Origin of the sequence: Clostridium felsineum DSM 794 (assembly GCF_002006355.2) — a bacterium.
Lineage (GTDB): Bacteria > Bacillota > Clostridia > Clostridiales > Clostridiaceae > Clostridium_S > Clostridium_S felsineum.
The window spans coordinates 1,240,680-1,262,123 of sequence record NZ_CP096980.1 but is presented as its reverse complement, the minus strand read 5'-3'; the positions used below and the strand labels follow the sequence as shown (position 1 = coordinate 1,262,123).

24 protein-coding genes and 1 riboswitch are annotated in these 21,444 nt (G+C 29.6%); of the genes, 5 read left to right on the top strand and 19 right to left on the bottom strand.

Annotation, left to right across the window (positions count from 1 at the left end; translation table 11 throughout):
* Positions 1-34 precede the first annotated feature (34 nt).
* Positions 35-143: riboswitch (SAM riboswitch) on the bottom strand.
* Positions 144-245: 102 nt separating this feature from the next.
* The 9 genes from CLFE_RS05880 to CLFE_RS05840 form a co-directional block, all read right to left on the bottom strand.
* A complete protein-coding gene (locus CLFE_RS05880; RefSeq protein ID WP_077893493.1) occupies positions 246-1,013 on the bottom strand; it encodes a prepilin peptidase in 768 nt (255 codons plus the stop codon).
* Positions 1,010-1,201: a Spo0E family sporulation regulatory protein-aspartic acid phosphatase gene (locus tag CLFE_RS05875; protein WP_077832241.1), complete on the bottom strand. Its 192-nt coding sequence runs from the start codon at positions 1,199-1,201 to the stop codon at positions 1,010-1,012. Before CLFE_RS05875 ends, CLFE_RS05880 begins: the two co-directional genes overlap by 4 nt.
* Before the next feature lie 86 nt (positions 1,202-1,287).
* Positions 1,288-2,043, bottom strand: a complete 756-nt coding sequence (locus CLFE_RS05870; RefSeq protein WP_077893494.1) for an AIM24 family protein — start codon at positions 2,041-2,043, stop codon at positions 1,288-1,290.
* Positions 2,044-2,073: 30 nt separating this feature from the next.
* A complete protein-coding gene (locus CLFE_RS05865; RefSeq protein WP_077893495.1) occupies positions 2,074-2,376 on the bottom strand; it encodes an MTH1187 family thiamine-binding protein in 303 nt (100 codons plus the stop codon).
* Between the two features lie 30 nt (positions 2,377-2,406).
* The gene (locus CLFE_RS05860; RefSeq protein ID WP_077893496.1) at positions 2,407-3,477 is read right to left on the bottom strand and encodes a M24 family metallopeptidase; all 1,071 of its coding nucleotides are present in this window, start codon (positions 3,475-3,477) and stop codon (positions 2,407-2,409) included.
* Positions 3,478-3,618: 141 nt separating this feature from the next.
* Entirely contained in the window at positions 3,619-4,596 is a 978-nt protein-coding gene (locus CLFE_RS05855) for a 5-oxoprolinase subunit C family protein (RefSeq protein ID WP_077893497.1), read from the bottom strand.
* Positions 4,596-5,306, bottom strand: a complete 711-nt coding sequence (pxpB, locus tag CLFE_RS05850; RefSeq protein WP_077893498.1) for a 5-oxoprolinase subunit PxpB — start codon at positions 5,304-5,306, stop codon at positions 4,596-4,598. Before pxpB ends, CLFE_RS05855 begins: the two co-directional genes overlap by 1 nt.
* Positions 5,296-6,078: a LamB/YcsF family protein gene (locus CLFE_RS05845; protein WP_077893499.1), complete on the bottom strand. Its 783-nt coding sequence runs from the start codon at positions 6,076-6,078 to the stop codon at positions 5,296-5,298. The genes pxpB and CLFE_RS05845 overlap by 11 nt, the downstream gene beginning before the upstream one ends.
* A 324-nt stretch (positions 6,079-6,402) precedes the next feature.
* Positions 6,403-6,681, bottom strand: coding sequence for a hypothetical protein (locus tag CLFE_RS05840; protein WP_077832234.1), 279 nt, complete (start codon positions 6,679-6,681; stop codon positions 6,403-6,405).
* A 241-nt stretch (positions 6,682-6,922) separates the two neighbouring features.
* Here CLFE_RS05840 and CLFE_RS05835 point away from each other — a divergent pair, with 241 nt between their 5' ends.
* Positions 6,923-7,069 carry a hypothetical protein gene (locus CLFE_RS05835; RefSeq protein ID WP_139355772.1) on the top strand — a complete coding sequence of 49 codons (147 nt, stop codon included), beginning with the start codon at positions 6,923-6,925 and terminating at the stop codon, positions 7,067-7,069.
* Positions 7,070-7,140: 71 nt separating this feature from the next.
* On the opposite strand, the gene CLFE_RS05830 is transcribed toward CLFE_RS05835, so the two are convergent.
* Positions 7,141-8,526 (bottom strand): radical SAM/SPASM domain-containing protein, encoded by a 1,386-nt coding sequence (locus CLFE_RS05830; protein WP_077893500.1) that lies wholly within the window; start codon positions 8,524-8,526, stop codon positions 7,141-7,143.
* A 265-nt stretch (positions 8,527-8,791) separates the two neighbouring features.
* Between CLFE_RS05830 and CLFE_RS24450 the strand changes: the two genes are divergently transcribed.
* Entirely contained in the window at positions 8,792-8,929 is a 138-nt protein-coding gene (locus CLFE_RS24450) for a hypothetical protein (protein ID WP_432706067.1), read from the top strand.
* Here the strand turns inward: CLFE_RS24450 and ahbB are convergent.
* The 6 genes from ahbB to CLFE_RS05800 all read right to left on the bottom strand — a co-directional run bounded on the left by ahbB (position 8,900) and on the right by CLFE_RS05800 (position 14,258).
* Positions 8,900-9,358, bottom strand: coding sequence for a siroheme decarboxylase subunit beta (gene ahbB / locus CLFE_RS05825; RefSeq protein ID WP_077893501.1), 459 nt, complete (start codon positions 9,356-9,358; stop codon positions 8,900-8,902). The genes CLFE_RS24450 and ahbB overlap by 30 nt on opposite strands.
* A gap of 4 nt (positions 9,359-9,362) precedes the next feature.
* A complete protein-coding gene (ahbA, locus tag CLFE_RS05820; RefSeq protein WP_077893502.1) occupies positions 9,363-9,815 on the bottom strand; it encodes a siroheme decarboxylase subunit alpha in 453 nt (150 codons plus the stop codon).
* Between the two features lie 124 nt (positions 9,816-9,939).
* The gene (gene nirJ2 / locus CLFE_RS05815; protein ID WP_077893503.1) at positions 9,940-10,923 is read right to left on the bottom strand and encodes a putative heme d1 biosynthesis radical SAM protein NirJ2; all 984 of its coding nucleotides are present in this window, start codon (positions 10,921-10,923) and stop codon (positions 9,940-9,942) included.
* Between the two features lie 9 nt (positions 10,924-10,932).
* On the bottom strand, positions 10,933-12,117 hold the full coding sequence (nirJ1, locus tag CLFE_RS05810; protein WP_077893504.1) for a putative heme d1 biosynthesis radical SAM protein NirJ1: 1,185 nt from the start codon (positions 12,115-12,117) through the stop codon (positions 10,933-10,935).
* 117 nt (positions 12,118-12,234) lie between these two features.
* Complete coding sequence (locus tag CLFE_RS05805; protein WP_077893505.1) at positions 12,235-13,611, bottom strand: autotransporter outer membrane beta-barrel domain-containing protein; 1,377 nt, start codon at positions 13,609-13,611, stop codon at positions 12,235-12,237.
* Between the two features lie 212 nt (positions 13,612-13,823).
* Positions 13,824-14,258: a hypothetical protein gene (locus tag CLFE_RS05800; RefSeq protein ID WP_077893506.1), complete on the bottom strand. Its 435-nt coding sequence runs from the start codon at positions 14,256-14,258 to the stop codon at positions 13,824-13,826.
* A gap of 168 nt (positions 14,259-14,426) precedes the next feature.
* Here CLFE_RS05800 and CLFE_RS05795 point away from each other — a divergent pair, with 168 nt between their 5' ends.
* Entirely contained in the window at positions 14,427-14,873 is a 447-nt protein-coding gene (locus CLFE_RS05795; RefSeq protein ID WP_077893507.1) for a DUF1259 domain-containing protein, read from the top strand.
* A 62-nt stretch (positions 14,874-14,935) separates the two neighbouring features.
* Here CLFE_RS05795 and CLFE_RS05790 read toward each other — a convergent pair whose 3' ends face one another.
* Positions 14,936-16,852 (bottom strand): LTA synthase family protein, encoded by a 1,917-nt coding sequence (locus CLFE_RS05790; protein WP_242951619.1) that lies wholly within the window; start codon positions 16,850-16,852, stop codon positions 14,936-14,938.
* 279 nt (positions 16,853-17,131) lie between these two features.
* Here CLFE_RS05790 and CLFE_RS05785 point away from each other — a divergent pair, with 279 nt between their 5' ends.
* Positions 17,132-17,671, top strand: a complete 540-nt coding sequence (locus tag CLFE_RS05785) for a cupin domain-containing protein (protein ID WP_077893508.1) — start codon at positions 17,132-17,134, stop codon at positions 17,669-17,671.
* A gap of 138 nt (positions 17,672-17,809) precedes the next feature.
* On the opposite strand, the gene CLFE_RS05780 is transcribed toward CLFE_RS05785, so the two are convergent.
* A complete protein-coding gene (locus CLFE_RS05780; RefSeq protein ID WP_077893509.1) occupies positions 17,810-19,042 on the bottom strand; it encodes a macrolide family glycosyltransferase in 1,233 nt (410 codons plus the stop codon).
* 159 nt (positions 19,043-19,201) lie between these two features.
* Between CLFE_RS05780 and CLFE_RS05775 the strand changes: the two genes are divergently transcribed.
* A complete protein-coding gene (locus CLFE_RS05775; protein ID WP_077893510.1) occupies positions 19,202-19,765 on the top strand; it encodes a TetR/AcrR family transcriptional regulator in 564 nt (187 codons plus the stop codon).
* Between the two features lie 57 nt (positions 19,766-19,822).
* Here the strand turns inward: CLFE_RS05775 and CLFE_RS05770 are convergent, their stop codons facing one another.
* Positions 19,823-21,349 (bottom strand): DUF6056 family protein, encoded by a 1,527-nt coding sequence (locus tag CLFE_RS05770; RefSeq protein WP_077893511.1) that lies wholly within the window; start codon positions 21,347-21,349, stop codon positions 19,823-19,825.
* Positions 21,350-21,444 lie beyond the last annotated feature (95 nt).

Here is a 21,444-nt window from a genome sequence, read left to right as displayed (position 1 = left end):
AGAGGATTTTTATTAACTAAAAAATTTTATAATCCTCTTATCTCTCAAAATTAACTTTGCAGGAATTAACACCATGCATTCAAATGAAAAATGCTGGTTGTTGGGTTTCATAGGGCCAGTCCCTCCACCTCTCTTGATAAGACTTTATCATAACCATATTTAATTTTCCTAGTATTCATATATGAATTACTCAATTCATTTTATGTTTAAATTATATCATGTTATTTCCACCTGTCAATAGATTTTTACAATAAAAAAAAATTATTATAAAAATTCAAAATATTTTGTCCATAGAGAACTGTAACCATTGAAGCAATGGCTATAAATGGAACAAATGCCACATAATCTGTTTTGCTTTTTAACTTTAATAACATCAAAATCATTGATACAGCACCTGCAAGAATAATTGTCATAAATAACATAAGCATGCTAAATTTCATTCCCAAAAATAGACCACACATAAATATAACTTCTGCATCTCCCATACCAAAAACAGTTTTCTTAATAAATGCCTTACCAGCAAAATTTATTAAAACAATTATTCCTGAATATAAAATTGCTGCGAACAAATATTCATGTATACTATTTTTATAAAACAAATTTATTACCATAAAAATCACACCCACTAATATGCCAGGTAAAGTTGTACACAAATACACAACTTGTGTATCAAAATCTATTACTGAAATAATAAACAGCACTGAAAACAAAGCTATATACTTTAATGTTATTAAATTATATCCATATTTTAAATACAGCATTAAAAAAATAGTACCACATAAAATTTCAAAACCAAAATACCTAAATCCTATTTTTTCATTGCAATATCTACATCTGCCTTTTATTATAATATAACTTAATATAGGCATCATATCATACCATTTAAGTTTTTTTCCACATTTAGTACAATGAGATGGAGGATATATAATAGATTCCCCCTTTGGTATTCTTATTGTACATACATTTAAAAAACTTCCAATTATTATTCCTATAACAAATATTATAATAGTCATTTAGCTCTACTGTATCTTTGCCTTATTTTATCTATAATCTTATAATACTCGTTTATTTCTTCATTAAGTATTAAACTATCCTCTAACACTGTTTTATCTGTTAATCTAGTATCTTTAAAGTTTATCTCGTTGTATAACTTACTCCTTAAATTTTCTATACTTTCTAGTAATTTATTTACATTTTTCACATTAAACACCTCCAATGTTATTATTAACATTAGAGGTGTTTTATATTCATTTTTATCTTTATATTTCTTTTACCATGTGCTACCTTTTATTGTATTGGTGCCATAAGTATTCTTCCTGTTCCACGATAAACATTCACTAAGCCTTCACCTGAAACCGCTGAACCAATCAAACTTTTACTTGATTTTTCAACTCTAAACTCTAATGAATCTGACCAAGCAATTGCATAGTTTCCATCAATTCTAACTTCATCTTTTTCAAGTACAAATTCTATAAGCTCATCTCTAGGAACAGGACTCTCTAATACAGCAATTCCCTCACCTTTAAGACATAAATTAAATAAACCTTCTTTACCTAGCATTGCTGAAGAAAGATTAGTTCTCGCTACAACATTTTGCTTTACTCTTGATTCACAAGCAAGAAAAAGTCCGTCATCTATTACCATTCCACCCCAATCAGAAACATCTTCAAGTAAAATATGTCTATATGTAGGTTCTAACATCAATAAACCATTTCCTTGATATTTAGGTTTAATTGCAGATTCTTTTGTTACTTTGGATGATAGAGCCTTACCGAAGAAATCGCCTATTCCTTTAACATCTGCAGCCATACTAACATTTCCTGAAGTCCATTGCATAGCTCCTGCACTTATTGTATAAGCATTGCCATTCAATTCTATCAACACTTGTCTCTTTCTAATGTTCATTTCAGAAGCAAAATATGCAGCCATAGCCCCTGCAGCATTTACACTCAAATCCTTTTTATACTCAAGAACTTTTACATCTCCTTTAGTCTCTACTACTTCTATATTTTTATTTTCAAAAAGATTCTTACATTTTACCATCTATACTCTCCTTTTAATTTATACATTTTACTATTTTAATTTTTCTCTAACAGAATTTAATTTTTGTTCCATAGATGCCTTCTTATCTCTTCTATCATCTATACTTATAGATGTAATAACTCTTTCTGCTCCATTTTTAAAAGGAATTTCATGCATTTTTCTTATAACTTTAATTATTGTATCTAATTCTCCCTCAAATATTGTACACATTGGAGTTAATTGATATTTTATTTCTTTTTCGTCTTTAAGTATATTTTCACATGCTGCCACATAGCTACTTAAACTAGTTGAACCTGTACCTACAGGTATTATTGTTGCTTGTGCAATAGCCAAAATAATCACCCCTACTTCTTAAAAATTTCACTATAATATATTCATATCTCTACTCACATGGTTTAAAACTTCACAGCCTGTTTCCGTTACAACTACTAAATCCTCTATTCTAACTCCATACTTTTCAGGAATATATATACCTGGTTCTATTGAAAATACCATTCCAACTTGTGCCTTTATATCCGAGTTACCTCCTACAGAAGGAAATTCATGATCTTCTATACCAATGTTATGACCTGTTCTATGTGTAAAGTACTCGCCATAACCTTCTTTTTCTATTACCTCTCTAGTAATTTTATCTATATCACTTAATTTAACACCAGGTTTTACTGCATTTTTTCCTGCCTCATTAGCTCTCTTTACTATATCATAAATCTTTTTTGCTTCTTCACATGGTTCTTTATAGAAAAAAGTTCTTGTCATATCAGAACAATAGTTATTATACACTCCTCCCATATCTATAACTATAGAATCTCCTTCTTTTAACTTAGTATCATCCGGCATATGGTGTGGATCTGCTCCATTCTTACCATAACTACAAATAGTTTCAAAAGAAAGCTTCTCTATTCCATTCTTTTGAAAGATTTCTTGTATTACTTTTGCCATTTCTTTTTCTGTTTTACTTTCTTCAATATATTTTATTAGTTCTTCCATAACCTTATCATTTATTTTTGAAGACTCTCTTAAAACTTTTATTTCCTCTTCATCTTTTATCATTCTTACCTCATCTATAATTGGTGAGGAATTAATAAATTTCATATTAGAATTTTCCATAAGTTCTATTAAAAAATGTGCTGGCCAATTCTTATCTATTCCAAGTGTACTATCCTCATTAATTATTTTTAAAAGAATAGGAATAGGCTCCTCACTATCATCATAAGTTACAATTTCATTATTTCCTAATCCTTTACTATTCTTAAAAAGACTATTAATAATGAATGTAACCTTCCCGCTAACATTTATATACATTGCCATTAACCTCTCACCTGGATCAATTAAAGCTCCTGATAGGTAAAATACACTGGAAGGTGATGTCACTATTATTTGACTTAAGTTATGCTTTTTCATATTATCTATTACTCTTTTTATTCTACTATTCATATTCTTCACTCCTTACTTATAATTTACTATTCCTAAGAATATAGTCAAGCCTTTATTATTTTTATAATGATAAAAAACCAAGTAATAAATTCAAAAATCTATTGCTTAGTTTTTCTATTTTACATTACTAGTTTTTAAAAATCAAATTAATCCTATGGACATTTTAACATCCCGAATATACTTTTCCCTTTGAAAATATAGCTTTTCTGCTTCTTCTAAACTTATCTCTTTAAAACTGATTTTAGCCTTTGGCTTCATTTGAGCTATTTTGTACAAATCCACCTGCACTACTTGAGCTATTTTAGGATAACCTCCTGTAGTTTGTCTATCTGCTAAAAGAATTATAGGATTTCCGTCACGTGGTACCTGCACCGCACCTAATGAGATAGCTTCTGAAAGCATTTCGAACTCCTTTTTCAAGCTTAATTTTTTTCCTATAAGTCTGTACCCCATTCGATCTGAACTTGGTGTTACTTCAAAGTCAGAAGCAAAAAAATCCTCTCTGCTTTTCTTGTTAAAAAGATCAAATTGTACTCCACGAACCACCCTTAATTCATTGGACAACTTTTCCTTTTTCACATACCAAGAAGCTATCTTAAAATTATTATTATCTTTTAAACCTCTAATAATTCTAAAAGCAACTTTACTTTTTTCTTTATTTATATTAATTATATCTCCATTTTTTAACGCTCTACCCTTAAAACCACCTATACCTCCTCTAAGATAAGTACTTTTGCTTTCTAAAACCTTTTTTACATCCATTCCTCCTGCAAAAGCAATATAACTTCTACATCCAGATTTTACAGTCCCAAACTTTAAAATACTATCTTTTTTCAAATATATTGGTCTATACATTGATACTGGTTCATTATCTAAGGTTGGTGATAAATCTCCTCCTGTTATTGCTAAAAGTGTGCCCTTTTCTAACCTAAGCTGAGGTCCCATTAACGTAACCTCTATTACCCCTTCATTTTCGTCATTTCCAACTAAAATATTTGAAAGTCTCATTGCATAAGTATCCATCGCACCACTTACAAGTATTCCTTGATTCTGAAAACCATACCTGCCAATATCCTGTACAGTAGTAAGTAATCCTGGTTTTAAAACTTCTATTTTCATTACTCAACTACCTGCCTTTCGTATTCATCCTCGCTAATTGGTACAAATTCAACTAAATCACCTGCTCTAAGAAAGCTTGGATTTTTATCATTTGGTCTAAAAAGCTCTATTGGAGTTCTCCCTATAATGTTCCAACCTCCTGGAGTACTTATGGAATAAACTCCAGTCTGAACTCCACCTATTGCTACTGACCCTTTGGGAACAGCAGTGCGTGGTGTTTCTTTTCTTGGAACCGCAATTCTTTCATCCATTCCACCTAGATAAGGATATCCTGGGGCAAAACCTATCATATGTACCAAATACTTTCCACTAGCATGTACCCTTATAAATTCTTCTTTTGACATATTAGAGTACTGAGCTGAATACTCTAAATCCGGTCCAAATTTTCCTCCATAGCATACTGGAAGGCTTACAACTCTAGGCTCCTTCATATTTGAAAAATCTAGTTTCTTTACTATACCCTGAAGAATTGTTTTTACTGTTTCATAAGCAGGTCTATGATATAAATTCTTTTTTACAATTACAGGATCATAAATCACCATAACATTAGTGTAGGCAGGTATATACTCTATCATTCCCATAAATGGATTTGCATCAAGATAATCACATAAAGTTTTGATTTTTTTTTGAGTTACAGCATCTATTCCTCCTTCAAATTCAAGCATTATAGATACTTCATTTATAGAAAAAATTTTAACATTATTTTTCATTTTTCAACTTCTCCATCTCAAAACTCTTTATATCTATATTACTTTTTTTAATGGCCTTACTTATTTTGTCTGCAAATTCAAGTGCGTGAGTACCATCTCCATGAATACAAATTGTGTCTGCTTTTATTTCTATATCCTCACTTTGATCGGACATAACCTTTCCTTCTTTTATCATCCTTATAACCCTATTGACAGCTTTTTCAGTATCTGTAATAACAGCATCTTTCTCTCCTCTTGGAGTTAATGAGCCATCTACCCTATAATTTCTATCTGCAAAAACTTCACTTGCTGTTCTTAAGCCTAACTTTTTTCCAGCTTTAATTAATTCACTCTGATAAGGTCCAAATAAAATAAGCTCTGGCTCAATTTTATATACTGCCTCGGCTATAGCTTCAGCTAACTTTTCATCACGTGCTGCCATGTTATATAAAGCTCCATGTGTTTTTACATGTTGTAGTCTTCCTCCCTCTGCCTTTACAAACGCAGATAAAGCTCCTACTTGATAAACTACCATATTATATGTTTCTTCCCTGGTTATTTTAATATTTCTTCTACCAAAACCTATTAAGTCTGGAAGACCAGGGTGTGCCCCTATACTAACATTATTTAAAAGTGCTAATTTCACTGTATTATTCATTACATTAGGATCTCCTGCATGAAATCCGCAAGCAATATTTGCTGAAGTAATAAATTTAAGAATTTCTTCATCTTGTCCTATTTTATAAGCACCAAAGCTTTCTCCTAAATCACAATTCAAATCAACACTGTACATTGTTTATCCCCACATTTCATTTTAAGATTTATATGCACATTATACTTTTATTTAAACAAACTGTCAATTTAACGGCATTATTATTGATAACATGATATCAAACTCCAACTTTTATTAATATTTATCCACGTTTCACACAATAGACATTAGCTTCGTTGCAAATATAAAAAAATATAGACTTCTCTAAATAAACTGAACCTGAAATTCAGTTCTATGAAAAAAGCCTATATTATATTTCATTTTATAATTATGTACTAATAAGTGGCAGATGGCTAACCTATACATCTATCCACTTATTATTAGTCACATAATAAGTTCTAGACGTTAGCTACCAACCTTTAATTTTAATTCTTTATTTTTTAAACTTAATCCTTTTAGTTTTTCAATGTAGGTCTCATCATCACTTATTCTTATTAAATTTCCTATAAAGTATGGGTTTTTAGGAATTTCCTTAAATATAGCAAAATCTATTAACATTTTTGCCGTATTTATTTTCTTTACGTGTGTGTGCCCCTTTTTAAATACTTTATTTGTATTTATTACTAGATAGTCACTATTTACGGGTACAATTATATATTTGTTTCTTTTATAGATTTGATTCATATTTATCACCTTCATTTATTGAATGTGCACCAAGCTTATGATGCTAAGATAAAATAGAAAAATCATGAAATTAACTAATATTTAAACTAACCCCTACTCTAAAATATTACTCTCTATATATTTATTATACATATACAAAAAATATTTATCCACAACAATTTATTGGTTAAATGAATTAATTTTTTTAATTTGAAGAAGAATAATGCATGAAATATTTAAACACTTAAAGGAGGATTTTAAAATGTCAAAAGAAAAAAAATCTGCAACTAACAATCAATGGTCTTCATTACCTGAAGAAGGTTTTGATAAATCAAAACAAGGTAAGAGTAAAAAATCTGCTGAAAATAATCAATGGACTTCAACTATAAAAAATTCTAATAATAAATAGCCTAAAAGATGCCATATTTTTTGTGGCATCCTTTTTATTTAATATATTAACCTTATTTTTAAATTTAATCTCTATCCCTTTGCAAAATCATCATTACCTTTTTCATTAAATACCTCTTTCCAGGCTTTATCTGCATAAGGCTTAAATTCCTCTGCTGATTTTGTTAATTTGTCATGAAACTCTTTGTCATTAAGCATTTTTTCAGCTCCTGCATCATCTGGTTTAGCTCCAACTTCCTTGCATACATCAATTATAACATTGGTATTATCTATCATCATGCAAGGTCTAAGCATATTTTTGTTATACGGTTGTATAGACCTCAATTTCTTAAAAAATGGATCTCTAAACGCATCAATCAAATGTTTTCCCTTTAAATTTACTGTTGAAAAGTGGGAAAAAATGCATGGTTCAACATCCTCTTTTGAATTTACATGAAAATAGTTTTTTCCTGCAATACATCCTCCAACATAGGGTGCATCATTAAAAAAATCTATTGTAAAATACGGTTTTTTGTCTCTTATTTCTCTAGATCTTTCTCCTAAATAAGCTCTTTGCTCCGCTGTGAGCATCATATCAAAATCTACTGGATCACCATTTACTGGCATGAAGAGGAAATACCAACTCATCTTTGACCCCTTTTCTATGAGCATATCTGTGAATTCATCACTAAGTACTGTATTAATATTAGTTTTGGTAACTGCTGAAGATACTCCAAATAATATTCCCCTTTCATGGAGCATATCCATTGCCTTTAAAACCTTTTTGTAAGTTCCTGTACCTCTACGAGAATCTGTATCTTTTTCGAAACCCTCTATTGATAACATTGGTATTACATTACCACATTTTTTTATTCTATCTGCTATTTCTTCAGTAATTAAAAGACCACTAGTAAACGGTGTAAACATAACATCATTATATTTCTCATATAAATCAAGAAGATAATCGTTAAAGAATGGCTCTCCCCCTAAAACAATAATATAATATATTCCAAGATCCCTAGCTTCCCTTATTATTCTATCAACTTCTTCTTTAGGAATATCATCTTTTTTGCTGTAGCTTGACGCATAACAACCTTTACAATGAAGAGAACATCTCATAGATGGACTAATAAGCATAACAAAAGGGATTTTAGTATCTTCCTTTTTTAAGTATTTATCTTTTTTAGGTCCTGCATACCAAACTGCATTTGCAAAAAAGTTAGTAAAAAATTTCTTTAGGCATTTATTGTCCGTATTTTGCAGGATGTCTTGTATATACTGATGCTTACTTTTGTCATTGTTATAAAGATCCTCCACAATCTTAATTTGCTCAAGTGCTATTTTATCCTTCTTATTAAATTTTTTAACCGCCGAAAATATTTTAGTTACATTTTGTTCTGGATTCTTGTCAAGATAATCAACTACTTTGTTTACTATGGCATTTTTAGCTGCCTTTTCCAAAGCATTTTTTATCTCCATTGGAATTCCTCCTAGTAAATTAGTCCTATCATATATATTATAGTATCTCCATTACCCTTTTATAACTTTTTGCACTTTTAACTAAATTATACAGATGCCTATGAATACTTTTACATAGTATATAAGTAGCTGTTTTAGGTCTTCTTAAATTTATTATATATTTTAAAATTAATGATATAATAGGCCTAACATTAAACTTATTATTGAGGAGGAAATATTCATGCCACCAAAAACTGGGCGATTTTATGAATGTGCAAAGGTTTAAATAGACAAAACTAAATGTACTGTATGTGGACTTTGTGTAAAGGTATGTACGGGCGCTCCACTATTTATAGAAAATAAAATCGCTGTACTGGCTAAAAAGAAAAGTATTTTAACGTATTATAATACTTTTCTTTTTTAACTCCTTTAATGTATACATTGGCAGAAAATTTTTTACGCCTGTTAATTTAGCAATATCACTTATTATATTTCTACACTTATCTTTACTCTCACCATGAATCATTGTATACATGTTATATTTCCAATCATCATATGTCATTCTCTTATAGCAATGACTAACTTCTTTAAATTTTATCATTATTTTAGCTGCATCTTCTATTTTTTCTTCTGTAACCTCCCATGCTACAAGAACATTTACCTTAAAACCTACACTGGTATGCTTTAATACAGCTCCATATCTACGAAGTATTCCTTTTTGCTTAAATTCCTTTATTTTTTCAATTAGTTGTTTTTCAGATATACCAAGCTTTATTGCCATCTTTTCATATGGTTTACATTCTAAAGGAATATCCTGTTGGAGTACTTTTATTATTTCTAAATCCGTACACATTTTATCACTTCCTCACATCAAAAACTGCATTAATTTTAAATTTTTTCTCTTTAGGAAGTTCCAGCATTTTTTCGATCTTCCCACTAACTCTAAGCTTTTTTAAAAACATTTCAATCTCCTCTTTTGATGCTGCTGTAACAGTAAACCATATATTATAATAACAATCTCGCTGATAATTGTGAGTAACTCCATAAAATTTGTTTATAACCTCTACTACTTCCTCTAAATTCTCCTTTGAAACTCTTAATGCACATAATAAAGAACTATATCCAAGCTTTTCAGAATCAAAAGTCCCACTAATTCTTCTTATAATTCCTTTTTTCTTAAGTTCTTTTACTTTTTCTATTACTGTTGTTTCACTTAGATTAAGTTTTTTTGCTATTTTAAAAAACGGTCTATTTTCTAGTGGAAATTCAGTTTGAAGCATATTTAAAATTTTAATTTCAAATTCATCCATTAAATTTCCTCTCCTTACTAATATAACGCATAAATTCTATTGCATTGTGACTTATAAAAGATTCTAAGGTCGAATCCTTTTGACAGGAATATTTTACAATCCACAATGTAAGAATTTTAATGCGTTATATATAATGAAGACAAAAGTCATCAGAAGCCATTATATTTTGATTATTATAAAAAGCTGCTCGTGCTCTACATCCTCCACAACTATTTTTATACTCACAAACATTACACTTACCCTCATATTCTTTATGTCTAAGCTTTTTCAGAACTAAACTTTCTTCCCATATTTCATAGAAAGCTTTTTCTCTTACATTACCAACTGAAATATTCAAATATGCACAAGGCTGAACATTTCCTATAGGGCTAACAATACAGTAGCTTATTCCTGCAAGACATCCCTTTTTAAATCTTGTTTGTACTTCATTTTCTTCTGCTATTCTTACAAACTGTGGTGCACAAGTCGGTTTTATTTCTATTCTGCCTTCCTGCCCTTTTAACATTACCTCTTTAATTGAATTTTCATAATCTACCTTATTTAAAATTTCACTTTCTATATTTTCTCCTCTACCAGTTGGCACCATAAAAAATACATGATGTGAAGAAGCACCTATTCCTATAGCAAAATCAGTTATATTAGTTATTTCATATTTGTTCCAATTCATTACTGTAGTATTTATTTGAAACTTAATACCAGCTTTTTTTAGATTTTCAATTCCTATAATTGTACTTTCCCATGCCCCTTTAAGTCCCCTAAAATTATCATGCTTTTTAGCTTTAATGCTGTCCAAGCTTACTGCAACAGTGCTAATTCCAGCTTTTTTTAATTTCTCCGCGGCATTTGAAGTTATAAGTGTACCATTACTTCCCAAAACACATCTAAGCCCCGATTTTACTCCATAATTAATAAGTTCATAAATATCTTTTCTAATAAGTGGCTCTCCACCAGAAAAAATCATCATTTTAAAATTAGCCTTTACAATTTCATCTATGAGCTTTTTCCCTTCCTTTGTAGTAAGTTCTCCCTCTAATTTTTCACCTGAGTCTCTATAACAGTGTTTGCAATTCATATTACAAGAATTAGTTGTATTCCATGATACTATCATAATTTCACCTCAAATCAATCCTTCATTGTTAGAAATACCTATTTCACTATTAGTTAAGTAACAGGCTGGGTCTGAAGCCCAAAAATCTCCCGTAACTGCCTCTGCTCTTGTTCTAAAATTACCATTACATATAGATAGCCAGTTACAATTTTTACATCTACCCTTTAATAAACTTTTTCTATCCTTAAGTCCTTTCATTATATTATTTGAATAATCTGTCCATATGTCTTTAAATTTTCTTTCTTTTATATTCCCGAGAGTATGACTAGCTGTAAACTGATCTGGATGAACGTTACCTCTATAATCAATATCTGCTATAGCAATCCCTGAACGATTTCCTCCATTTATTTTTAATAATTTTAATATATTATCAGCTTTTTCTTTATCCTTACTTCTCATCTTCAAGTACAAATAAACAGCATCTGCATGATTATCTACTGTAAGTATTTCAACTTTTTTTCCTAATTCAAAGGTTTTATCAATTATTAAATCCATTGCTGCTCTTGCCTCTTCTTTAGATATATCCTTATCAATCATAGAACTTCCTCTTCCAGAATACACAAGATGGTAAAAACACACCCTATCTATTTTTTCATCCTCTACTAATTGAAATATTTTTTCTAACTCTTTGTAATTATATCTGTTTATAGTAAATCTAAGTCCTACCCTTTGACCAATCTTTTTACAATTTCTTATACCCTGGAGTGCTTTTTCATATGCCCCTCTTTTTCCCCTAAAATCATCGTTTTTTTCTCCTATACCATCAATACTTACACCTACATAACTAACTCCTGCTTTTTTTATTCTTTCTGCCATAACTTCATCTATAAGAGTTCCATTGGTTGAAAGTGTGCTTCTGATGTTGTTTTTTTTAGCAAATTCTATAAGCTTAAATATATCCTTTCTAATTAAAGGTTCCCCTCCTGAGAATATTATTACCGGAACCTTAAAATCACTTAAATCAGAGATAAAATTCAAAGCCTCTTCTGTTGAAAGTTCTTCCTTATATTTTTTTTCATCTGCACCTGCATAACAATGCTTGCAGCTTAAATTACAAGTTTTAGTACAATTAAAAACAACCACTGGGCCTAAACTAGTAGTTGCACCATTTCTTTGATTTTTGGCTTCACTAACATATCTTAACTTATCTCCATAGCTTTCATTTGCACATAGAAGTTTAGATATTCCTATCATAAATCTCTCCTTAATTTTTAATAGTTTTTATTTTAAGTATATTTAACTACCCACAAAATTATTCTATAACACAAATAGGGACTGTAAGTTATACTCGCAATCCCTATTTAAACATTCCTATTTATCTTTTGTTGTATTTGCTGTACTTACCGGCACTAACTTACCACCACCTTGAAGTGTATAAGTTTTTCCTTGAAGTGCAGTATTGGCTGATGAATTATAATATATAGTATTTCCATTATCCTTTATATTAGAAAAAGTAGTATCTGAATCTGTTAAAGCTCCTACATATGAAGTTCCAGTCACATTCCAGTAGCTTGTCTTATCAAGACTTAAAGAAATATTAGTTAATGCATTGCTTGTGTTTATAGCACCTGTATATGTTGTATTATTACTTAATACAGCTGTAATTGAACTTATACTATTTGCTATTATACTTCCATTTAAAGCTTCACTATCAGCATTAAATACTACAGTTGCACCGTTTGAACCTGTAGTACCCCATCTATCGCTAGCTGCCTCTAAGAGAATTCCTGATGGATTAGTAAATTTTGCACCCTTTAAGCTTACTACTGTATTAGTATTAGTTGCATAAAATAGTGGTCCATTAAGTGCTGTTATACTTCCACCTGTCATTGTGAATTTACTTTTTCCAACTTCAGCATCTCCTGAAAAGCTTTGATATAACATAACTCCACGATTTACCGAACCAGTTATGTTGGTATTAGTCAAAGTTATAGAATTCTTTCCTTCAATAACTGCAGCTTCTGAACCTGATGCTGTAAAATTAGAATCCTCTGCTGAAATACTTCCTGTACAATATATTCCTGGTGAACCTTCTCCTTCTGTTGTACCTTTAACATTTTTAGCAATTACAGTTCCACATCCACGATCTGTAGCAAGATCCGCACAATGGGCTCCTTTTGTTGCAATTTTTACATTATTAGCATTTATAGTTCCACCTTGAGTAGCATCTAAACCTCTAGATGAATTTTTAGAGGTACTAACTGTAGAATTTGATATATTGATTATAGAACCACTTCCAGTTGAAAATATGCCATTTGCTCCATCTGCATTTGTTTCAACATAATCATTGTCAAGCGTTAACTGACTTGCTGAAGTTCCTAGTATCCCAGCATTAAGTCCATAAAAATTACTGCTATCCTCCGAAGTTGTATCCCCTGCAGTCTTTTTTATTGTTGAATTATAGAGTTTAAGTACACCACTGTTTGTTACTTTTACTGCTGCCTCGTTTGTATCCCCTGCAGTTATAAGCTGACTGGTTTTAGTTACATCTCCTCCTGTTTGTGTATATGCTGCTGTTCCCGTTACTTCTGTATTTCCTCCATTAGATGGTGGCACTGGTACATCACTAGAAGTATTTGCAGCGGCCATTGCCTTCATATTATTGTTACCATAGAAACATGAAAATACGCCGATACTCGTAATTAAGAGTAATGCAGCTCCCTTTATCATCATTTTTCTTCTTTCCATTTTTATTTCCTCCCTTAGATATATATGATTTAAGAAGATATTTTCAAGCTCTCTAACTTATCTCCTTGACAACAATATTACATGCAAATTGTTGTGTTAATATCAAAATTATGTATTATTTTCATGTGATTGGTTAATGTTTTGAAAACTTTTACCAATAAAAAAACATTGACTTAAAATATCTTAAATCAATGTTTTTCATATATTTGGTTTTAAAACAAACTACTTATTCCACTTAAATTACTTGCGTTTTCATTAGACGTACTTGAATCCATTTTATTACCATCTGGATTCGATAAACTGCTTAGTATCTGATATGCATAATTATTTCCTGACGATAAGGAGCTATTATTAGAGCTACTTGAATCTCCCGCACTATCTATACTAGAATATGATGATGACATACTTTGTAGTGCTTGAAGCTGCAACATAAGCTCTAATTCCTTAGCCGCTGATACATCATTTTTAGCGCCTGCTTTTTGTGTGCTGCTAGTACTACTTGTTGATGTACTACCATTTTGCTTTTCTAGTGCCTCTTTCATTATCATATTAAAAAGAGCACTATCACCACTAGAATTATTATTTGTACCAGAAATTTTTTGTGCACTGCTAGTTTGCATTGTTTGTAGTATTTGACTTATATCCATATTCTCACCTCTTCTTATATTGTCGTTTTAAATTTTCCCTCCTAAAGATAAGTTTATATAAGTTAATTTATACTTAATAAAGTCTTAATTTTTATTTTATAATTTGCGTAACATTTTTACTAGCAAAAACATACCTTATAATTAGTTATGTTTTATGGAGGTTTATTAATGTACACACCAAGTGATCAGTTTTTTTGTCCATACGCAAGAACAGAGGTTAATGCTGCTACCAATATGTGTTCTCAATTTGCTAGAATTCTTGGGGCTAAGGTAACAGAATCCAAACCAAATTCCTGCTCTACAGAAATTTCTAGAGATTCATTGAAGGTTACTATAATGGGTAAACCTTTAACTACTGTAACCAAAGCAGAATTTTCTTATCAAGCTTTAGATTCTTCAGGAAGAGCTTTAAATGTAGGAGAGATCGCACTACTTCAAGAAGAGGTAAATAGATTTATAACTGTACTTAGAAGAAATAGAATCGATGTAACTGCAATTCATAATCACTGGTTATTTGACACGCCAAAATTAATATACGTTCATTTACAATCTATCGAACCACCACTTCAGTTTGCACGAAAAGTAGCCGAAGCACTTTCTGTTTTAAGAATTTAATCCTTAGATAAACAAGCTTCTTGAGTATTTAAATCATACTCAAGAAGCTTATTTATCTTATACTAATTAGGCTTACTTTTAAAATAGTCACTCTCAATAATTTTATTTGCTATATCTAAACCTTTTACAGCTTTATCCTTATCGCTTTTACTTTTAGCATTTCCTACAAACTCTCCATTAGACCATACTGCATAACTTTCATTTGTATTCAATAAATTACGTCCCATTGCTGTATTTATATATTCTTTCTTATCAATTCCCAGAAGGTATAAAATTGTTGGCATTAAATCTACTTGCCCACCTGTTGTCTTTATTTCCTTTCCAGTAAGTGAACTGTTATATATAATTAGCGGCACCTCTTTATGATTATCAATCATCCAGCTTTCAGCACCTTTTGTTGTTTCCACATCACTTTGATAATATTTGTGAATTCCACAGTGGTCTCCATATATTACAACCATTGTATTATCAAGTGCTCCACTCTTCTTTAAATTATCAAGGAATATTCCTATTTGCTTATCCTCATAATGTACACTTTGAAGATATCCTCCAAGATAGGATGAATCAAGTTCACTATTTAATTTAAGTTCTCTATATTTAGCCGGCAAATCAAAAGGTGCATGTCCAGACATTGTTATTACATAGTTATACCATGGTCCTTTACTCTTCTCAACCATTGGAGTAGCCTGGTTTAAAAAGCTTCCATCACTAAGTCCAAGCCCAATATTTTCATCATCCTTAAAGCCCGTAGAATCAACAATATTTTGAAAACCTATAGAACTAAGTGCTGGCTTCCAATTCCAAAAAGAACCTTTATCTGCATGCAGAGCTTGAGTGTAGTATCCCTGTCTCCCCAAAATATTAGGCAAAGAATTATAATACTTATTATTGGGGTATCTGAAAAATGTACTTCCCGTAGATACTGGATAAATAGATGTATTTGTCATAAGTTCAGCATCTGAAGTTGTACCTTGATTTACCTCTTCATTATAATTACTAAAATAAAGGCTGTTCTTTAATAATTTATTTAAAGTTGGAGTTATCTCTTGACCATTTACATTCTTATTTATAACAAAATTCTCAAGAGATTCAACTTGTATAACCAAAAGATTCTTTCCCTTAAACATTCCGCTATACTGATTGTCTGGTAAATTTTCTTTATTTTTATTATCAAACCAGGCTTTAATTTCCTTTTTATCATCACTTGTAAGTTTTAATCCTCTGGAATTTTTTATATAATTATATATATCTAAATAATGATAGCCTATTGGTGAAGCATTACAAATTGTTATACTTGGCTTCCACTTCATTTCAAAAAAGGTTTGTTCTACATCATACTTATTCAAAGTATTTACCTTATACGGAACATAAATAGTATATATTGATGAAATTATAAATAATACTAAAAACAATACAATATTTCTAGAATGTTTTTTATATATTTTCTTATTTATAAAACCATAAGGTACTAATATAAATAAATCTATAATGAATATAATATCTGTTTTACGCATTAATGAAAAAACAGTACTAGAAAGATTGTCTAAATTTCCAGTTTCATTTAAAGAATACAAGGTTGGAAGAGACGTAAATCCCCTATAATACCATACATCAATAACAAATAAAATTGACAATAGTAAATTAGCTACTATAAGAAACCACATATGTCCTCTATTTTTAAATAAGTATGCAAAAGATATAATTAGAACTATAAAATAAATATATATATATGCATGTGAAATCTTCGTATAAGATGTTAACATTTCCTGAAACGTCGGATTTGTGTAGCTTATATTGCTTATAACTAAAAGCGATTTAACAAATAGTATAATTACTGTATAATACATGAGCTTACTTTTCCATAAATAGAATGCTGCATTTTTTAAGCCCTCAAAAATATTCTCTCGGCTTACCATTTCTTTAAAATTATCAAATACCCTATCCTTTAACGTTCTTTTTTCTGCATTATTAATGTCCAATAAAAATTCACCTCATAATTTGCTTTATCTTTTGTACCTTATATGCTTTAACCCCTGTTTAAAATTACTCTTACTATGATACTATTTTATTATTAACAAATTATAACGAGTTTCTTATAATTCTATAAACTTCATGTAACTTTATGAATATGTCCTTGATCTTTAACAATATTTGCAAATAAATTCAAATTAGATATTTCTATAACTCCTCTTAATAAAGTAACATTATTTAAACTCAACTAATATATTATTATAAATAAATAAAAAGGAATGATCTATATGTATACTAGCTACCAAACATATCCTTGTCCTTATTATATGAACAAACAATATTATAATTCAGACATCACATATGATTCCTATAACACGTATCATTGCCCTTATTATCGCAATATGCCAATGAATAATTCAAACTTTTCAGAAATCCAACTGAAAGATTACGGTCCTGAACCATTTGTAGTTAACATTGATACTGCTGCAAAGCGAAATAATAATTTCCGTACTGTTCTATGGACTGGCGATCATTTACAACTTACCTTAATGAGTATTCCTGTTGGAGGAGAAATAGGTTTAGAAAATCACCCAAATCTCGATCAATTCATACGAATCGAAAAAGGTCAAGGTCTTGTTAAAATGGGTGCTAGAAAAAATTTATTGGATTTTCAAAGAAGGGTCTATGATGGTTTTGCATTCATTATTCCAGCTAATACATGGCATAATCTAATAAATACAGGTAATACACCGCTTAAATTGTATTCTATTTATGCTCCTCCTCAACATCCATATGGTACAATTCATGTAACTAAGGAAGATGAATAAGATACTTTTAGCTAAACAAGATAATTTACCTTAAGTGAAATTTCTTAATTTTATGGTAATATAATAAAATTTGCTTCTATATCAATTGTATTTAATATAAGACTAAAAAACAGATGTCAATTGACACCTGTTTCTAATCTATAGGAGAATTCCTTCTTTTTTTAAATTTAAAATTTCATCAGTACCTCTTTTATATCCACCTGCATCTCTTAATGATTTTCCAAGCTTTTTACTGCCCGTCTTAAAGCTATCATTAGAAAGAATATTTTCTACAGCTTGTTTTAATTTTTCAGGTGTTACCTCACTTTTTTCAATAACAACTCCTGCGCCTAGCTCTGCAACTCTTTTTGCAACTATAGGCTGATCAGCAAATTGTGGTATGAGAATTAGTGGAATATCATAATACAACCCTTCATTTGTGCTATTCATGCCTCCATGAGTAATGAATATATCTGTATTCTTAAGCACTTCAAGCTGTGGTACATAATTGAACACTTCAAAATTTGAAGGTATATCCTTAAATGTTTTTATATCAACCTTCTTACCTACTGACATGATAACTTGTACATTCATATCACCAAAGGCTTTAAAACAATTTTCATAAAACTCAAGTGAGTTATTGAATATAGTTCCTAAAGATATATAAATTACTTTTTTATTTTCAGGGTTATTTATATTAAATTCAATAGCTTCTTTTCTATCAATTATAGATGGTCCTATGAATTTATAGCTTTCATCAAAACTTTCATTGTATGGTTGAAAATACCTTGAAGTATAAACAAAATTAATAGTACCTTGTCTAACAACCTCACCCAAAGTTTTAGGAAATTTCATATGAAAACTTTCTTCTAAATATCTAGCAAAATCTAAAATACTAGGATTATTTAAAACACCCATAAGCCCGCCAAGTGATAGCTTTTCTACTACCTTCTTTAATATTGTTTCATTTATACCAAAGGTTGTGGTTGAAGAAATTGCTGGTATATTTAATACTCTTCCTATTTCTACTCCAAATATAAATGTGGAATCATAGACAATATAATCAAACCTATCTTTTGAATTAAATACGGCTTCAATTATCTCTTTAAAGGTTTCAATAACATCTAAAATCATGTTGCTAAAATCCGATTTCATTATAGTGTCTAAAGAGACTTTATCACTAATTAAACTTAAGGACCCTCCAACTCTATTTGCCATATTAAAATTTTTATGTCCTATAAATTCAGCTCCAATTTCCTCTACTTTATTTCTAAATTCTTCACCTGCAATATAAGTAACCTTTTCTCCTCTATTCATTAATTCCCTTACAATTCCTATAGTAGGGTTAATATGTCCATGTCCTGCTATGCTTATAAATAATGCTCTTCCCATTTTCATCATTCCTTTACCTTATATGTCTTATAAACTTTATATACTTCAAAGTTTTAACAATATGTTGTATAATTTTATGTTATATTAGAACATTTACTATTTCAATAAACACATTTACAGAATATGTTCAAATTTCATATTAAGGAGTAACAAAGTTTTATGGGAATTTATAAAAAAAAGAGAGAGCAGACCATAACTAATTTGGTTAATTCGTTTCTATCAATATATGAAAAAAAAGATATAAATAAAATCACAATAAAGGAAATCACAGATAAGGCTGGTTATAATCGTGGTACCTTTTATATGTACTTTAAGGATGTATATGATATACTTCAGCATATTGAAAATGATCTATTTACAACCTTTGATAATTTAATGGAAAGTTTAAATACAGAAACTTTAAGTAATGAAGAAATACTAAAATACGCTATTGATATATTTAACAAAAACGGAGAACAATGCAGTTTACTTCTATCTCCTAGAGGTGATCCAAATTTCGCTATACTCTATAAAGAAAAGCTCAAAAAATATCTCTCACATAAAATAAAAAAAAATAATTCTTTTTCTGAAAAATATTCTGATTTTATTTTAGAGTTTTTTATAGCTGGCATTATTAATTGCATTTTTCTATGGCATGAGTCTCATCCTTTTCCTGTTCACGACTTATTGTTCTTATTAAATGAATTAATAGAAAATGATCCAAGCAGTCTAAGCTTATTATGATTTAAAACATAAGAACAGACTATATTATATAATGTTAACTATAGTCTGTTCTTAATATTATTTATAAATTATTTTTACCTTTTGTGGTATGTTATAGTAATTTCTCATCCATAAAAATTGAAAGGAGTGAAGCCCCCAAGGCTCACTTTCAGAAAAACTAGTATCATATTTTTTTAATACAATTTTATTAATCTTTTCACCCTTTTTTATATCTTTTGAATCTTCCTTTAACACAATAGAATTTTCATTGCGAGTAGAAAAATTCTTAGCATACCCCCTAAATATATACAAGTAATTTGAAAAAGCCACTACAACTACAACTGTAAGAACTAAACTGTTTATTTTCATATTTTGAATCTTCAATATATAAAAGAACATTAATGGTACAAAAATATAAAATGGAAGAAGAGTTCTCTCTCCACCATAAGGTGCAGCTAAAGCCCCTAAAAAAGCTGCTACATTTCCCACCGCAAGTGCTATAATAGCAGCATTTTTAGTCTTAAGTGTATGATAAATTAAAATATATAATGCTACAAATGCGGTAATTATTAAAAATATAGCTCTTATTTTTAATGATACAACAGGTTTGTAATAAATCTCTATATAAAAAGCAGTTAAGGCTATTACAACTGTTGGTAAAGCCTTATTTATTCTTTCAAATTTTTTATCTTTTATTTTTATTATATAAATTGAAAGATAAAATAAACATAAAAAAATCAAAATACAAACAGGTAATAAATGCGGTGTAAATATAATATTAATTTCTTCCTTAAGCCTCAATACTATCCTTGAAATAAACTTGAGCTTATAAAAACTAATTGCACTTACATCATTCATTCTATTTCTACTTCCTGGTGATATTATTAAAATTGTATATCCAAGTAATGATGCTATAAAGCATATAATATTAAATATTTTCATTTTCTTATTAAATATGGTATCAAAGAAAATATACACAAACACGGAAACGCAAAACATAAGTCCAACAAGTTCATGTGTCCATCCACCTATAAAGAAAACTAGTGGCATTAAATATTTAAATCTACCATATTCTTTTTTATCATTAAATAATCTCATCATTATAAACGCAATTAAAATAGATGTCCATAAATAACATACAGCTGCTGAATACCACATAGTTCCTTGTGCAAAAATCACCAAACTTGCAAGCCAAAAAAATGCTACTGCAAAAACCAGGTTGTATACTCTATTTATTTCTTTTCCAAAATCACAAACTTTTGAACATAATAAAAAGTACACAAACATTAATACAGTTTGAAATATTTTAATAACAATTGGGTTGAATTTCAAAAGCACTATTAATACAAAAAATCCTACTACTCTTCCTCCCCAATTCAAATAATGCCATTTTAAAAATTTCAATATTTGAATTATTCCATAGCTTGTACCTACATTTCCCATGTGTGGATATGGATGTCCTACTCCATCTCCGTTATATGTAAGCGTTGCATATCCATAATCATCAAATGAAATAAATCCCAACCAATTTTGAAGTGCAATAAGTATTAAAATCAGAGTTGCTACTATAAACATGAATTTATTCTTCTTTAGCAATTTATGCATAACTACATCTCCTAGTTGATTACTAATATTGTATTAAAATTACTACCATACAATTATACCCCAAAATCAGATTTTATCCAACTAGTTTTGCTAAT

Bases quoted from the DNA above. Each gene is read 5' to 3' on its own strand.
- CLFE_RS05880 (WP_077893493.1), bottom strand. From the start codon at position 1,013: ATGACTATTATAATATTTGTTATAGGAATAATAATTGGAAGTTTTTTA.
- CLFE_RS05870 (WP_077893494.1), bottom strand. From the start codon at position 2,043: ATGGTAAAATGTAAGAATCTTTTTGAAAATAAAAATATAGAAGTAGTA.
- CLFE_RS05860 (WP_077893496.1), bottom strand. From the start codon at position 3,477: ATGAATAGTAGAATAAAAAGAGTAATAGATAATATGAAAAAGCATAAC.
- CLFE_RS05855 (WP_077893497.1), bottom strand. From the start codon at position 4,596: ATGAAAATAGAAGTTTTAAAACCAGGATTACTTACTACTGTACAGGAT.
- pxpB (WP_077893498.1), bottom strand. From the start codon at position 5,306: ATGAAAAATAATGTTAAAATTTTTTCTATAAATGAAGTATCTATAATG.
- CLFE_RS05845 (WP_077893499.1), bottom strand. From the start codon at position 6,078: ATGTACAGTGTTGATTTGAATTGTGATTTAGGAGAAAGCTTTGGTGCT.
- CLFE_RS05840 (WP_077832234.1), bottom strand. From the start codon at position 6,681: ATGAATCAAATCTATAAAAGAAACAAATATATAATTGTACCCGTAAAT.
- CLFE_RS05835 (WP_139355772.1), top strand. From the start codon at position 6,923: ATGTCAAAAGAAAAAAAATCTGCAACTAACAATCAATGGTCTTCATTA.
- CLFE_RS05830 (WP_077893500.1), bottom strand. From the start codon at position 8,526: ATGGAGATAAAAAATGCTTTGGAAAAGGCAGCTAAAAATGCCATAGTA.
- ahbB (WP_077893501.1), bottom strand. From the start codon at position 9,358: ATGTGTACGGATTTAGAAATAATAAAAGTACTCCAACAGGATATTCCT.
- ahbA (WP_077893502.1), bottom strand. From the start codon at position 9,815: ATGGATGAATTTGAAATTAAAATTTTAAATATGCTTCAAACTGAATTT.
- nirJ2 (WP_077893503.1), bottom strand. From the start codon at position 10,923: ATGATAGTATCATGGAATACAACTAATTCTTGTAATATGAATTGCAAA.
- nirJ1 (WP_077893504.1), bottom strand. From the start codon at position 12,117: ATGATAGGAATATCTAAACTTCTATGTGCAAATGAAAGCTATGGAGAT.
- CLFE_RS05805 (WP_077893505.1), bottom strand. From the start codon at position 13,611: ATGGAAAGAAGAAAAATGATGATAAAGGGAGCTGCATTACTCTTAATT.
- CLFE_RS05800 (WP_077893506.1), bottom strand. From the start codon at position 14,258: ATGGATATAAGTCAAATACTACAAACAATGCAAACTAGCAGTGCACAA.
- CLFE_RS05795 (WP_077893507.1), top strand. From the start codon at position 14,427: ATGTACACACCAAGTGATCAGTTTTTTTGTCCATACGCAAGAACAGAG.
- CLFE_RS05785 (WP_077893508.1), top strand. From the start codon at position 17,132: ATGTATACTAGCTACCAAACATATCCTTGTCCTTATTATATGAACAAA.
- CLFE_RS05780 (WP_077893509.1), bottom strand. From the start codon at position 19,042: ATGGGAAGAGCATTATTTATAAGCATAGCAGGACATGGACATATTAAC.
- CLFE_RS05775 (WP_077893510.1), top strand. From the start codon at position 19,202: ATGGGAATTTATAAAAAAAAGAGAGAGCAGACCATAACTAATTTGGTT.
- CLFE_RS05770 (WP_077893511.1), bottom strand. From the start codon at position 21,349: ATGCATAAATTGCTAAAGAAGAATAAATTCATGTTTATAGTAGCAACT.